15 protein-coding genes are annotated in these 14,305 nt (G+C 41.2%); 5 read left to right on the top strand and 10 right to left on the bottom strand.

All coding sequences use genetic code 11. From position 1 onward, the window contains the following. Window positions 1–50: 50 nt before the first annotated feature. Window positions 51–875, bottom strand: coding sequence for an AraC family transcriptional regulator (locus tag JNO66_RS12735; protein ID WP_203088690.1), 825 nt, complete (start codon window positions 873–875; stop codon window positions 51–53). Window positions 876–1,018: 143 nt separating this feature from the next. Here JNO66_RS12735 and JNO66_RS12730 point away from each other — a divergent pair, with 143 nt between their 5' ends. Both JNO66_RS12730 and JNO66_RS12725 read left to right on the top strand, forming a co-directional pair. Then, entirely contained in the window at window positions 1,019–2,386 is a 1,368-nt protein-coding gene (locus JNO66_RS12730; RefSeq protein ID WP_246483273.1) for a family 4 glycosyl hydrolase, read from the top strand. Window positions 2,387–2,479: 93 nt separating this feature from the next. Beyond that, on the top strand, window positions 2,480–2,731 hold the full coding sequence (locus JNO66_RS12725) for a GlsB/YeaQ/YmgE family stress response membrane protein (protein WP_203088686.1): 252 nt from the start codon (window positions 2,480–2,482) through the stop codon (window positions 2,729–2,731). A 37-nt stretch (window positions 2,732–2,768) separates the two neighbouring features. On the opposite strand, the gene JNO66_RS12720 is transcribed toward JNO66_RS12725, so the two are convergent. The 4 genes from JNO66_RS12720 to JNO66_RS12705 all read right to left on the bottom strand — a co-directional run bounded on the left by JNO66_RS12720 (window position 2,769) and on the right by JNO66_RS12705 (window position 6,728). After that, complete coding sequence (locus tag JNO66_RS12720) at window positions 2,769–4,445, bottom strand: ABC transporter ATP-binding protein (RefSeq protein WP_203089347.1); 1,677 nt, start codon at window positions 4,443–4,445, stop codon at window positions 2,769–2,771. Window positions 4,446–4,510: 65 nt separating this feature from the next. Beyond that, a complete protein-coding gene (locus tag JNO66_RS12715) occupies window positions 4,511–5,353 on the bottom strand; it encodes an alpha/beta fold hydrolase (protein ID WP_203088684.1) in 843 nt (280 codons plus the stop codon). Next, entirely contained in the window at window positions 5,331–5,930 is a 600-nt protein-coding gene (locus JNO66_RS12710; RefSeq protein WP_203088682.1) for a class I SAM-dependent methyltransferase, read from the bottom strand. Before JNO66_RS12710 ends, JNO66_RS12715 begins: the two co-directional genes overlap by 23 nt. Before the next feature lie 18 nt (window positions 5,931–5,948). After that, window positions 5,949–6,728 (bottom strand): class I SAM-dependent methyltransferase, encoded by a 780-nt coding sequence (locus JNO66_RS12705; protein WP_203088680.1) that lies wholly within the window; start codon window positions 6,726–6,728, stop codon window positions 5,949–5,951. 206 nt (window positions 6,729–6,934) lie between these two features. On the opposite strand from JNO66_RS12705, the gene JNO66_RS12700 reads away from it, so the two are divergent. Continuing rightward, a complete protein-coding gene (locus JNO66_RS12700; RefSeq protein WP_203088678.1) occupies window positions 6,935–7,447 on the top strand; it encodes a hypothetical protein in 513 nt (170 codons plus the stop codon). A 199-nt stretch (window positions 7,448–7,646) separates the two neighbouring features. Here the strand turns inward: JNO66_RS12700 and JNO66_RS12695 are convergent, their stop codons facing one another. The 5 genes from JNO66_RS12695 to JNO66_RS12675 all read right to left on the bottom strand — a co-directional run bounded on the left by JNO66_RS12695 (window position 7,647) and on the right by JNO66_RS12675 (window position 11,050). Continuing rightward, on the bottom strand, window positions 7,647–8,039 hold the full coding sequence (locus tag JNO66_RS12695) for a VOC family protein (RefSeq protein ID WP_203088676.1): 393 nt from the start codon (window positions 8,037–8,039) through the stop codon (window positions 7,647–7,649). A gap of 173 nt (window positions 8,040–8,212) precedes the next feature. Continuing rightward, window positions 8,213–8,503, bottom strand: coding sequence for a hypothetical protein (locus tag JNO66_RS12690; RefSeq protein ID WP_203088675.1), 291 nt, complete (start codon window positions 8,501–8,503; stop codon window positions 8,213–8,215). Window positions 8,504–8,524: 21 nt separating this feature from the next. Continuing rightward, window positions 8,525–9,166 (bottom strand): response regulator, encoded by a 642-nt coding sequence (locus tag JNO66_RS12685; protein WP_203088674.1) that lies wholly within the window; start codon window positions 9,164–9,166, stop codon window positions 8,525–8,527. Continuing rightward, window positions 9,147–10,538 (bottom strand): GAF domain-containing sensor histidine kinase, encoded by a 1,392-nt coding sequence (locus tag JNO66_RS12680; protein WP_203088673.1) that lies wholly within the window; start codon window positions 10,536–10,538, stop codon window positions 9,147–9,149. Before JNO66_RS12680 ends, JNO66_RS12685 begins: the two co-directional genes overlap by 20 nt. 50 nt (window positions 10,539–10,588) lie before the next feature. After that, window positions 10,589–11,050 carry a hypothetical protein gene (locus tag JNO66_RS12675; RefSeq protein ID WP_203088672.1) on the bottom strand — a complete coding sequence of 154 codons (462 nt, stop codon included), beginning with the start codon at window positions 11,048–11,050 and terminating at the stop codon, window positions 10,589–10,591. Between the two features lie 214 nt (window positions 11,051–11,264). Between JNO66_RS12675 and JNO66_RS12670 the strand changes: the two genes are divergently transcribed. Both JNO66_RS12670 and JNO66_RS12665 read left to right on the top strand, forming a co-directional pair. Beyond that, window positions 11,265–13,334, top strand: coding sequence for a HelD family protein (locus tag JNO66_RS12670; RefSeq protein ID WP_203088671.1), 2,070 nt, complete (start codon window positions 11,265–11,267; stop codon window positions 13,332–13,334). Next, window positions 13,327–14,280, top strand: coding sequence for an aminoglycoside phosphotransferase family protein (locus tag JNO66_RS12665; protein ID WP_203088670.1), 954 nt, complete (start codon window positions 13,327–13,329; stop codon window positions 14,278–14,280). The genes JNO66_RS12670 and JNO66_RS12665 overlap by 8 nt, the downstream gene beginning before the upstream one ends. Window positions 14,281–14,305: the final 25 nt, after the last annotated feature.

The raw sequence follows: 14,305 nt of genomic DNA, 5'->3' as shown, positions 1-14,305 counted from the left end.
GTTAAGGTGTTTCTGCTGAAAAACCATTTTAGATATAATTGGAAAGCTTTTTAACAAAAATCTGACGGGGAGATTGTGTAGTACTTCTTAAAGGATTTTGAAAAACTGAATGGATCCGAATAACCCAACATGCTTGCGATCTCTTGAATGCTATATTTCTTACTTAACAATAACTTTCTCGCTTCATTCATTTTAAATTGGTAAATATACCTGCCTGGTGTGACTCCGAATGCTTGTTTAAAGTAGGAGATAAAATATTTTTCAGAAATGCCGACTAGTTCAGCCAAATCTTGAATCCGAATGGACTTTGAATAATGTTCTTGAATGTAGCTGAACACGGGTTGAAGGTTTGTTATAGGGTTTGAGTCATCTAAGGATTCGTTGAATGCCCCTCTATACTTGCCAGCTCCGTAACTCTCTATGACCTTGGACAGTAAGATGGTAAGACTGCCCTTTAACCGAATCGCAGACAACGGAACGTTCATCTTATAGCCTGAGTAAGCCCCCAAAAGTAACTCCCTCTCTTCTTTTGCTATGTTAGGAGAGATAATACCCGTTAAATCATAATGATCTAAAATTCGAGAATGCTCACCAAGTGAAAAATCAAAATGAATAAAGTGAAAGGAGCAGCTCTTACTTATCACTGTTGCTGTGTAAGCAATCCTAGGACCGAAAAGAACCATATCTTTTTCCTTCACAATAAACGTCTTATCCCCTACTTGTAACTCCATCTCGCCGTTTTCGATATACCACAAATCGTAATCAAGATGCTTTTTACTTTCGATCCAGCCTTTAAAGTGAGTAATCTCGCTGGCTAAATTAATCCTGATCAATACAAATTCAGAAAGGGTATTAAAAATGCCTAAGTTCTGCAACAGACAAGCACCTCTTTTTGTATGACTTGATTAGCATCTTACTTTAAGACATTTATCTCATACTTTAGCTTATGGTTCATTTTCATTTCCTATCTATAATTCAAAGTATAAAGGATTAAAGAATGAACGTGGGAGGAATTGACATGAAGCATCCAAAAGTAGTTGTTTTAGGAGCAGGCAGTTTATTTTTTGGTAGGCAGGCCATTTGGCAAATGGTTCATTCACCACATCTGAATAAGGGTACGCTTTCGCTCATTGATACAAACACAGATAGGCTCAACAAACTTGTTACTCTTGCAAAAATGGTCGCTGAGGAAAACAATGTCCCTTTGACAATTGAAGGTTCAACAGATCGCTTAGACGTGTTGGATGGGGCAGATTTTGTCATCTTAAGTTTTGCGAATAATACAGTGAAGTACAGAGGAATTGACTGTGAAATATCCGAGAAATACGGCATTAGAATGTGTTCAGGAGATACTATTGGGCCTGGAGGAATCTTCAGGGCGATGAGAGAGCTTCCAGAAATCATGGCTTGCGCAAAAGATATCCAGGAGGTATGCCCAGATGCGTGGGTGATCAATTATATTAACCCATCTACTGTCCATGGTATGGCTCTTAAGAGATACTGGCCAAAGTTAAAGAGCTTTGCTTTATGCGATTCTCACCACATGCCACACAAGAAAATTCTCTATGCAGAGAGAGCTGGAATGATTAAAAATGCAAGCGATTACAGCGAAACAATTGATAAGCAGTTTGATTTGAGAATTGCAGGGGTTAATCATTTTACGTGGCTTTTAAAGGCTGATTATCAAGGAAAGGACGTAGCTCCACTCATTGCTGATTCCTTACGAAAATCAGGAGAAACAGAAACTGTTGGAGGCGACGTTGGTGCCAAAGCACTTTTTAATGACGCAATAAGCTATCAGCTATATGAAATCTTTGGCTATGTTCCTACATGTACAGCTCATACGAAAGAATACGTTCCTTATTGGCAAGGACTTGGCACCAAAGAATCGATCATTCCTCCTCTTTCTATTTGGGAAACGGAAGAAAGATACGAGAGACATGATGAGATGTGGAAGGAAATTGATGACTTCCTTTCTGGTAAGACTCCTATAAAGGAATATCTAAACACATATGGCCCAGATCACGCGACTGATGTCATTGAAAGTATGGTCTCAGGATCAGGTCAAACCTTCTACATTAATACCCAAAACAACGGGGCCGTTACCAATATGAATGATGATGCGTTCCTTGAGTTACTTTGTGACGTTTCAATGGATGGGATAACCCCCCTTCCTGTCGGTGAAATGCCAAGAGGAATAAGAGGCTTACAAGAAGTCATTTTGGATACGCACGAATTAACCGCTCAAGCTGTCGTCGAAAATGATCCAATTAAACTTAGAAGAGCTATGTTAACGGATCCTCTTATCCACTCAATTGAAGATGCCGACCAGATTATTAAAGAGCTTTTAGAAGCTGAGAAAGAAGCGATTGCGTTCAGACCATAGCTTTCCAATTCTACTTTTTTTAAGGATACGACATAATTCCTCCTTTCTCGGAAATACTAAGCACAATCTACAAAGATGGAAGGAGGAATTCACATGGGCTTTATATGGAGTTTAATTATTGGTGGTTTAATCGGTTGGGCAGCTGGAGCCATTACAGGCAAAGGCGTACCATTTGGTATTATTGGTAATATTATTGCTGGTTTTATTGGAGCCAACCTTGGTGGCTGGTTATTTGGAGATTGGGGTCCTTCAGCAGGTGGATTTGCTATCATCCCTGCATTACTTGGTGCCATTATCCTTGTCTTAATTGTTAGCTTTATCTTTCGTTCAATGCGCAAAAAATAGAAGAAAGCTATCCCGACATGTTGTCAGGATAGCTTTTTTAGATCGCATCTTTTTGCTGAGAAGCAAGCATCGCCTGGTAAAATTTGGACTTTTTCTTTGATTCTTGATGTGAGCCTTGTGCGACAATTCGTCCTTGATCTATGATCACAATGTAGTCGGATGTCATAGCGGTTGATACCTTTTGCGTAATCATGAGAGTTGTACATTCATACTGTTTGAGGGCGTGTAAGAAACGTTGCTCCGTCTTCGTATCTAATGCACTCGTGCTATCGTCTAGTAGCAAGATACGAGGATTTCGAATTAACGCTCGTGCGATAGCAATTCGTTGCTTCTGTCCTCCAGATAAGTTGCTTCCTCTTTGACTAACAGCAGCATCATATTGATTCGGTAACGTCATGATCACATCATGAATCTGCGCATCCTTCGCAGCTTGAATCATCTCTTCATCGGTCGCATCAGGCTTCCCCCAACAAATGTTGTCTCTGATACTACCCGAGAAAAGAAAGGTCTCCTGTGCAACATAGCTTATTTGCCTTCTCATGTGAATAACGTTAAAGGATTCAAGTGGTTGCTCGTCAATCCTAATCTCGCCTGATTTCGGCCGATATAGACGTGGGATTAGTTGAAAGAGTGCAGACTTACCCGACCCTGTTGCTCCCATAATCGCAACACGTTGCCCAGATTGAACCTGGAAGCTAATCTCCTCAAGGTCTGGGACCTCTTTCTCTTCATACGAAAACGTCACATCTTGAAACTGTATGCTCCCTTTCATTTGTTTAGAAATCGCTTGATCTTCATCTGTCTTTTCTTCCTCAAGAGAATTTAACACCTCTGTCAATCGTTCAGAGGAAGCCTTTGCTCTTGAAAAAGTCATGATCACGAGTGGGATGGAAGAAAGCGCGGCTGATATGCGCAAAACATAATTAACAACAGCTACAACATCACCGACAGAAATCGCTCCTGTGGGTATGGACTCACTTCCAAACCAAAGAATGAGAAGAATCGATCCATTCATTAATAACAACAACATCGGCTGGGTTAATTCGATTAACCGTAAGGAGGAAATCAGCTTATCTCTTAGGCTCTTATTTACATTTAAAAACCTGCTCGCTTCTGTTGTTCTTCTGACAAAGGCTTTAACGAGCTTGAATCCTAGTAAATTCTCCCTCATCACATGATTGACACCATCAAGCTTTGTTTGAACCAACTTAAATTGATTTGCGCCCTTTTTGAACACCCACCCAACAAGTAGAATTACAATCGGTATTACAACAACTAAAACGAGAGCTAAGCGATAGTTGATAATAAGAGCCATAGTTAATGCACCGACGATGACTAACGGCGGACGTAACATGTAACGAAGAGTCATCACAATACTATTTTGAATTTGCGTCACATCATTTGTCAGCCTCATAATTAATGAAGAGGTAGCAAATTGTTTGAGACGGTCAAAGGAAGAGTATTGAATTCGTTTATACACCTGTTCTCGGATGTCATAGCCAGTACTCTGACCTGCATGGGTCGCAAAAAAGGAATTAAGCACTCCTGCTCCAAAGGCCAGTAGTGTTAGTCCCATCATAATTATGCCCCAAAAAACAACCGTCTCCATATCCCCTTGCATAACTCCATCATCAATCATTCGAGCAAGCAAATACGGATGAAACAGCTCGACACTTAATTCCATTAACACTAGTACAATGGAGATTCCCACCATTGCCTTGTACTTTTTAAGGAAAACGAATATTCCCAATACACATTCCCCGATTCATTCTTAGATGGTCAATCTCTAAGTTGGTTAAATGTATGAACAAGCCGTTTAAACGCTTGTTCCTCTTCTAAGAAGGCATTATGATTGCTTTCATTAAAGATAACAAGCTCTGAATGCGGCAAGCTTTCATGAATCTGAATGGAGCAATCAAGCGGACATTGTCTGTCGTGCTTTCCACAACTTATGATGGCAGGCAATGTTACATGAGGAAGCTGCTCGAGCAAGTTAAACTCAGGTAATTCCTGATACGAAAAATAATTAAGGCGACTCCCGACGACCTTTCCACTACTTGGCTTCGAAAAATACTCATCATAACGTTCCGGGCGATAAAGTGACAGCTCGGTCCATTCTCTACCTGCAGCCCTTCTATCATCGACTGATTCACTCGTTTTCATGATATCAAGTAGTTGTAGAACTCTTGAATTAACTGGATTTGAGCGATTGTAGATGCAGTCAGGATGATTCATATACTCATAACTTCCAGCACCCGCGTTAATAAGAATCTTTTCCAATGAATCTGGGAACGCTACGGCATACACAAGCCCAAGCATGGCCCCTGTTGAATGACCAGCAAAGCTCCACGTATCGATTTGCAACGCACGACGAATCGCTTCCAAATCAATAACACTTTGTTGCATGCTAAGCTCGCTATCCACATCCGCTTGACGCGAGTTTCCTGCACTACGTAAGTTCACTAAATACACTGTAAATAATTCCGTAAAAGGCTCAGCAAAATAGTTGCCGCGTTCGTTAAACTCACTGTATAGATGAGTCACACATAAAGGGTCGCCTTCACCTTTAACAAACACTTCAAATATACCCTGATCTGTTTCAAGTAACTCCTGCTTCCACATGTAACGTTTCTCCCCTATCATTTGTATCTATTTTCGTTGCATCAATGATAAGCGATGGAAATGTTGGGACATCGCCTTGATTTCTTGGATCACACTGAGATGATCTAAAAATAACCCCGTCTGCTCTACTCCACTCTTTTTTATGAAAAATTCCTTGCTCATCGAAATACTCTAGCAAGGTGACTTGATAGCCAGCCTTCTCAAAAAGAGATTGCAGCGTCTGGTATGTATACACAATCTTATGATCAAAGGCGGGGTGATCCTCTGGCCCAGGTCCTCCCACTTGAACCATCCGTTGGTACTCCTCATTTGGAAAGAATCCATCAGGTACAGCACAACGAATATGTCCACCTACTCTCAAATAGTCTCTTACAAGATTTGCTGCAAGAAAGCCTTCATCATAAGTAAGATGTTCCCATACATGTTCAGCCACACATGCTGAGATCGTTTCCTTTTTAAATTTTTCACTCCAGCTTGAACGCTTAAGTAGATTTAGCTCATTCTCTTCTGTATGAAGCCAACCTGGATTATTATTGTAGCCTCCAGCTCCAATTACGACTTTTAACTCGTTCATCATTTCTTTACCTGCCTCCCTCTAGTTGCGAAAGCCAAACCATATACTCCAACGATCTTTCTCGATAATCTCTTGGTCTTGTGGAAGTTTTGAAGAGACATAATTCACAAAATTAGTTAGTTGCTCGTCGCTTAACTCATGTAATATAGTACGTCCTCTTCTTGACTGCAGATCTTCTGCCAGTTCATTCATGGTTGAATACACGGAGCGCGTCTCCCATAACTCCACCCTTTCTACACGCTTGAAGCCTGCTTTCATCATCGCTTTTTGAACAGCTTCGTCTGAGAATCTGCGCGTCTTCTCCGTTTCGGCTAGAAATGGGAAACATTCGAATAGATAGCCCCGTATATGCGTTGATGTTCCTTCTATTAAACAGTCCTCTGGGGTTCGATCTTGAATAATTGCCACTCCATCCTCTTGTGAGAGCACACGAGAAATCTCTTTCATGTTAGGAAGCAGTTCAGATAAATGATGAATGACAGCCCGTTCGACAACGATATCAAGACTCCCATCGGGAAGAGGGGCTAAATTCTCTCCATCTGCGTAGACGTATTCGATGGTATCACTCATTGTTTTCTCTTGAGCTGCTTCAAGCATACGCTTAGAGGAATCAACACCTAAAACAGAATGCGGACCAAATTCCGCTAGCATTCTCGTATAGATTCCACCTCCACAGCCAATATCCGCTACTCTTTTACCCTCTAGCTTAACCTTAGAAAGGATGAGCTCGATCCATTCCTGATGTGCGGTTCGTTCAGCATACGTAAATTGATTTTCTAACTGATCAAATTTATTTTCCATACCCCTACACCTCACTTTATATAAACACTTCTCGATCCACACTGTCATTTCCTTCAATTAACAGTTAAAATAGGACATATTTTGACCCTTAAACAAACGTTTAATTAAGAAAAAGACATGGACTCATACACGACCCCATGTCTTTTAACACTAGTATTTTTACCAATATATAGTATAATCATAAAAAACATTCGAGGTGGTTGAATATGAGAAAAAGAACACTTGTTTTGCTTGTGTTTAGTATGTGTGCCATTCTCTTTGGATGTCAGGCCGGTACGTTGTCTGAAAATAAAACAAATCCAACCGAGGTACCGAGTCCGCCATTAACAATTGTTCCACCATTATTAACTGTCACCATAAATGATGAAATTCTAAGCACAACGCAAGGTTCATATTGTTGGTCAGAGGAACGCTCGAAGAAACATTCTATCTCTGAATGCGCGGATACAGAAGATCCTTTACTCCTTGAAAAGGCAAAAGAAGGAGAAGCCCCTTCCTTTGCACCTAATTCGAATGTTACGATTTCTTATTCTGGAGCAGAGGATCCTAAAACACTAGGTGTCGTATTCCAGACTGCTGACGATGACTCTGAAGTTGAAGTCACTCTTGATCAACAAGACTTTGAGTTACCTGATGAACCGGGTGTTTATTACTATAGAACGTTTGCTTCATGGGATATAGGAGACACAAGCCACGCCTTCCGTGTTGCTGTGGATTAATTCCTTTTTATTACCTCTCTCCCTTCAAAGCAGAGGGGTCTTTTCTCTTACTCTCCTTCTTTATCCATTGAAAGATTGATCTATTGTATGATCTGAGACCTGTCGCTAACCGAGCTGCCTCTGCCTCTTGAATGTATTTACGCCTTTTATCACAAGCCCATTGTCTATAAATAGCCAACATCAGGAAGCTCCCTTCGATCTACTGCAATCCTTTTGTATTCATGAGCACGATCCGCCAGCCATCCGGGTCCTCGATGGTGATTCCTTTCTCGGACCAATATGGATTTTCAGGTTCTACCTCCACGTATCCTAACAGACTCAACCGATCTGCTACCTGTTTGATCTCCGCGTATTCAGGCACATAAAACACAAGTAGGTTATCTTCTGTAGGTGCGGGACATGGGCTGCCCTCGATATGCTGAGTGAATTCAAGATGATATGTCGCATCAGGTAATCCATACATTACCCCGTTATAGCCACTATGCTTTTGAAAGGATCCAACCCTCGTTAATCCTAACCCTTTTTCGTAAAATTCAATGACACGTTCTAATTGGTCAGTTGGTCGTGCTATTCGTATTTGTACAGCATTCATGTTTCATTCCCCCTAGCTATTGTGTACATTTAATTTACCAATCTAACCCATCCCAAAATAGCCACAAAGGAAGGATCTTCTCTCAGACTTTTGATGTAGATAAATAAACGAAAAAGGACGAATGATTCTGAGATCGAATCATTCGTCCTTACTCACTTTATTCTGCTTAAATCTTATCTAAAGTACCAGAACCACAAGGGAACTGATTCGGATTGGAACGCATCTGTTGTACATTCTGATTCTGGAGAGAACGCTGAGTCCTCCATCTCTCCATAAGTCGCTTCGTCAATATTATTTGTAAAGCCCGCATCGTCAAAGCAAGCCGGGGCGCTGTATTCTGTTAATGTATAGTCGATAATGACGGTCTCATCTTCTGGTGAATCCACTTCAATCTGAATGATAAAACCTAGGATCATAATAAGTAAGCTTGCTCCTGCGCCAATTAACCATCGATATTGTTTCATTGATATTCTCCTTCAATTCCTCTATAGAATGATGGGTTTTGCAATGCCCGCTTGAATCGCAAATAAGGCCGCTTGCGTTCTATCAGCAAGCTCTAGCTTAGACAAAATATTGGACATGTGCGTTTTAACGGTTTTCTCTGAGATAAAGAGAGCCTCTGCAATGTCTTTATTACTTTTGCCTGTACTGATCTCCTTTAAAACATCCACTTCTCTTTCTGTTAAGCTGTTTAACCGTTGTTTCGTAGAATCATAGGTTACATGCGACAAAACATGCTTCATGACGTGTGGGTGTAGTTTATTTTCACCTTTGTAGACTGCTTTGATGGTTTCAACGAGTTCTTCCGGCTCAACATCCTTAAGCTGGTAGCCAGATGCGCCAGCCTGTAGAGCGGGGATTACGTAGTCCTGATCCGCAAAGCTTGTCACAATTAAGATCCGCGCTGCAGGCCATCTTGCTTTAATCTCGGTTGTTGCTTGGATTCCATCTAAAACAGGCATATCTACGTCCATCAAGACCACATCGGGCTTATGCTGATCATATAATTCGATCGCTTCCTGTCCATTTGTTGCCTCTGCCACGACCTGAAACGTTGGTATAGCCTCTAGGAAGTAGATCAATCCCTTACGTACCATGTGATGATCATCAACAATTAATAGATTCATGCGATTCTCCTCTCCTCTTAGGAAGGATGATTTCCCACGTTGTCCCTTCTTCTTTTTTTGTTGTTAAAGTTGCGACTCCATTTATCTTTTGGGCTCGGAGACGAATGCCTTTAAGGCCAATTGTGTTAAAGGGGATGCCCTTGTTTACATCAAAGCCTTTACCTGTATCCACAATAGTTACTTTTCTTAGCTGATTATTCTTATGTAAGAAAATCTGTACTTCTTCCGTTCCCGCGTGTTTTTTCGTGTTGTTTATCGCTTCTTGTACAATTCGATAAACTTCTTTTTGTTCTTCTTCACTAAAGAGTACCTTCTGTTCGTTTGAGAGCTCTACCCTTATTCCAACAAGTTGCCCATATCTTAGGATTTGCTTAGATAAATCAAGCTCAGCTCCATCAGATCGCCTTACTTGAATCACTTCTTTTAATTCTTTCAGAGCTTCTTGAACGATATCCGTTACACTTCGAAGCTCGTCTTTCATTGAAGGCTCGCTTAATCGCATAGACAATCCTTTTAGTCGCAATTGTAAGGAAAACAGAAGTTGGTTGACCGAATCATGCAAATCATGTGCCAGCTTCTCTCTCTCTTTTTGTTGAGTGAGCAGCTCTTCTAGTTCTAAAAGACGCTGTCTTTCTTTAAAAAGACATAAATGCTCCTGAAGATGAGACCGAAGCTCTTGGCTTAGTTTTTCCGTATGTAGAAAGGATAGATGCTCAATTGGTGATGTGAAATCGATATCTTCTTGTGTTAGATGAAAGGCATGAATCAATTCATTACTTAATATTTGATCAGAGCTTTCGTAAGTTAGCGTATGCAAGCGCTGTAAAAAAGAACTTAACTGACTGTACTCACCGGCTCGTGTTGCTTCCTGCTCATACAATTGAACTCTTTTGATCGCCGTTCCAATTTGGTATCCGATCGTTTCCAGTAAATTCAGTTCATCCTCTTTAAAATGAATCTTTCCAGGTGAAGCCACATTAAGAATTCCGATCGGCTGCTCTCCAGCATGAATGGGAATGGTTGCATGATGAGTCAAATCCTTTGTATCTCCAAGCTTTTGGTCAACTGCTAGCTCCAACCGCTGACATTCTAGCATGTTTACAGCGCTCGTTAATTCACCATTTAGGAACTGGCGTTTACACCAGCAGCCTCCTTTTTTAAGCAATCGTCCTTTTGCACAAGTTAGCGCTTCAGGTAGATTCGCTTCGGCAACAAGAGTATGGCTTCCCTTCTCATCAATAAGAAAAATCCATCCACTCGATAAGCTAGTCACTTGTAAAAGCTTAGTTAGGACAGGTGTTAGCATTGACGTAACATCTGTTCCTTCGTTTAATGTTTTTGACATTTCTTTGAGTGCGCGAAGAATATCCACAATGGGTCCCTCCACTTTTTTCCTTAGTGTATCATAAGTGAAGCAGGCTTTTACTGTTTAAAAATAAACGTTTCTTTATAAGGTCGATCGCCTTCTACACCAGTAGTCCAAAGAACATCTACTTCAATTTGCTTTGCTTTTTTTGTGACGGACATTGCCGAATGAGTAGCTGTCCCTCCCAGTGTTAGTAACCCTTTGGTTTGTCGTTCGTCCATAATCGCTAGACCGTATCTCACATCTGTATCAGGTTCGTCTCGATAAGCTCTCACCATCACAGCACCCATGTCGCCCATCTTATTCTCCACTTTAAGCTCGTATGTATCAAACAATTTAGGATTTGGCTTTTGAATACGTGAATCATTTGTTGCCACGTTTAGTGAAACAGTCCATTGGTCTGACTCCATTACCTGTGGAAGCTCCTTAAAGGTAACAGCTTGTCCCTGAGTTGCACTTACGTTAAATAGCAGTACAAAAACAATGACACCTAGTAACCAGCTTTTTCTCGAGTTCAATTCTACCACTCCTTTATGGTAGGATTTACTCTCAAGTCGTAGAATATCCGAATCAAACATGAAAAAAGAGACACCTTAGAAAGGCATCTCTTTTCCAATATATGTAATAATTATTTTTGGCAGTTGTATAGTATGTAGCTTAGCAAATTTTTAAATATAAGTCTATATTTTTTTTTGCTATTCACCCAAAATAGTTTTAGAAGGAGGCGATTACATGAACCAGTCGTATCAAGAGGAACAGCATGCACTACGTGAAAAATTAATAAAGATCCTAGCCTATCAGAAACAACTTGAGGCTCTTCCCCGGTACCACGGTGATGACTTCAATGAACAGGTTCTTGAAGACAGCCGCGAACGCCAACGGCAAGTAATGAAAAAAGCAACCGAGGAGCCTTACTTTGGTCGATTAGACTTTGAGGAATATGGAAAGTCTGAAGCGACTCCCTTATACATTGGAAAAGCGGGTGTACATGATGATCAAACGGGAGAGGTCCTCGTTGTCGATTGGAGGGCGCCTGTTTCCAGCCTATTCTATGCCTTCTCGGGTAGCGAGGATGACGTGTATTACGAAGCACCCGAAGGAATCATTGATGGCACGATTGAGCTAAAGCGGAACATTATGATCCGTGAACAAGAATTGATGCGGGTCGTAGATAGCTACAAGCAAGGCGAATCAACAAGTAGTGGCGGAGATGAGTTTCTCCTTTATAAGCTTGGTGAGCAAAAGGATAATCGTTTGCAAGACATCGTCTCAACGATCCAGGGAGAACAAAACGAAATTATCCGCCATCAGAAAAATCAAGCTGTCATTATTCAAGGAGTCGCTGGAAGTGGAAAAACAACCGTCGCTTTGCATAGACTCGCTTACTTGCTTTATGAATACCGCGAACAGATGCAGGCAGAGAACATGATTATTTTTGCACCCAATGCCATGTTTTTAGATTACATCTCTCAAGTTCTCCCTGAATTAGGTGTGGGGCATATTCAACAAACCACCTTTAGCGAATGGGCTTTGAGTGTGCTTGACGACCCCACTATTCAATTAGCCAATCAGACAAACAAGCTACAGAAGCGTTTTGAGCAAGCTGACTCCTCTGTAGATGAAGCGACTTCGTTTAAAGGCTCCGTTGCCTTTAAGGAATTGATTGAACAGGAATTAGAAGTATTAGAAGAAAACGTGTTTCCTACAACGGACTTTATCCCTTGGGATGGCGCAAAGATCGCTCATGAGACCATCTCACAATGGCGCAACACAGACTTTGCCCATTCTTCTGTCCAAGGGAAACAAGAACGTTTAAAGGCTCGTATGAAACGATGGATTGAAATTGAAGTAAAGCAGCAGCATCACTTAGATCAAAAAGAACAGCAGGAGCTTCGTAAACACGCTTTGGAACAAGCAAGAAAGTATCTAGCTAAGATGAAAAAAAGAACGCCATACAAGCTTTATCTTCAGATCTTAAAACAACAAGGTCTCACGACTCACGAAAATCAAATAGAGCCTGAGGATCTCGCCCCACTTCTTCATATCTATCATAAGTGGATTGGCATTGATAAGGATAAGCGCTTTGATCACGTTGTCATTGACGAAGCGCAGGATTTCTCTCCATATCAAATCGCCATCTTGAGGGAGCAAACGCGAGGCCAGTCCTTTACAATCCTTGGCGATTTATCTCAAGGCATTCATAGCGTACAAGGCATTGACGAGTGGTCTTCCTTTAAAGAATTATTTGGCGAACAAAAAACCGCTTATTTTGAAATGAACAAAAGCTATCGTTCTACACTAGAAATCATTGAATGCTCAAACCATCTTTTAAAACAGTTTCCTAAGCGTAGAGTGCTAGCAGAGCCAGTTTTTCGCAGCGGAGAACCAGTCAAAATTGAACGAGTGTATGAAGAGGAAAAGGTAAATGCAATTCGTACATGGATACAATCCATGCAAAGTGAAGGATATCAGACGATTGCAGTAATTGGACGCACGCACACAACTTGTGCTGACTTATTCGAGCAACTACAGAAAATCCATGAGGACATGACATTTATCCAAGCAGAAGATGCAACGTATAATGGTGGAACCTCCATCTTGCCTGTCTATCTTTCTAAAGGACTCGAATTTGACGCTGTTCTAATAATCGATGCCGATGATCAAAGCTATCAGCAAACAGCAGAGCTCATGAAGCTTCTTTATGTTGGGATTACGCGGGCGCTTCACAGGTTGCACATCATGCACACTGGAAATCTGACGAAGCTATTAACAGAGTACAAATCTGAGGCTACTCATGATTGATCCAGTCTTACTCCAGTCACAGATCTCCCGAATAAACCAAGCTACATCTATTACACCGATTCAGAAGGGATTTTCTTCTGACCGCAAATTCATGGTTCGATTCGAGCATGAGCTACCAATGATTTTACGAATAAGTCACTCTAACACTCTTCAACACAGACAACAGGAAGCAAGCCTCCTGTTGTCTCTTAATCAAGAAGGAGTCATCTGTCCTTCTCCTGTAGAATCCGGGTACCTAGCACCCTTAGACATGACCTATCAATTATATTCCTATTTAGAGGGCGAGGATGCAGAGATCATCCTACCTACTCTTTCGGATACAGATCAATACAGGATAGGCTACGAAGCAGGAAACCAGCTTGCACTCATGCATACATTAAAAGCTCCACTACCCATCGCACCATGGAAGAATCGAGCAATTGCCAAGCATGATAGGTACTTAAAGCAATACAAGGCCTCTTCTATAAAAGTGCGGGACGATCAAAAGCTCATCGATTTTATCACGACGAATCTGCACCTTTTAAAGGGACGCCCAAATCACTTCCAGCATGATGATTTTCACTTGAAAAATATCTTAATGAAAGACAATCAGTTTGCAGGAACCATTGACTTTAACGGCTATGACTGGGGTGATCCTTATCATGATTTTGTGAAAATTGCTTTATTTTCACGCCAGACAAGCGTCCCTTTTTCAATCGGCCAAATCCATGGCTATTTCAGAAATCAAGTACCTGATTTGTTTTGGCCATTGTACTCTGTGTATACTGCAATGACTGTGTTCTCATCTGTCGTTTGGTCCATTCGTGCCGCCCCAGAGCAGCTTGACGAGATGCTTGAAAGACTCGACACAGTGATCCAGGATCATTCTGCCTTTCAATCCGTCATTCCTTCATGGTTTATCGAGGCGGAATCTATTTTCAAAAAAAATGCCGGACCCTCTAAGTAAAGGGGCCCGGCATTTATACGATTTA

The sequence above is a fragment of the Alkalicoccobacillus gibsonii genome (assembly GCF_016798245.1).
Taxonomy (GTDB): Bacteria; Bacillota; Bacilli; order Bacillales; family Bacillaceae_D; genus Alkalicoccobacillus; species Alkalicoccobacillus gibsonii.
Note: the sequence above shows the minus strand (reverse complement) of the source record. Positions and strands in the feature narration are given on the sequence as shown.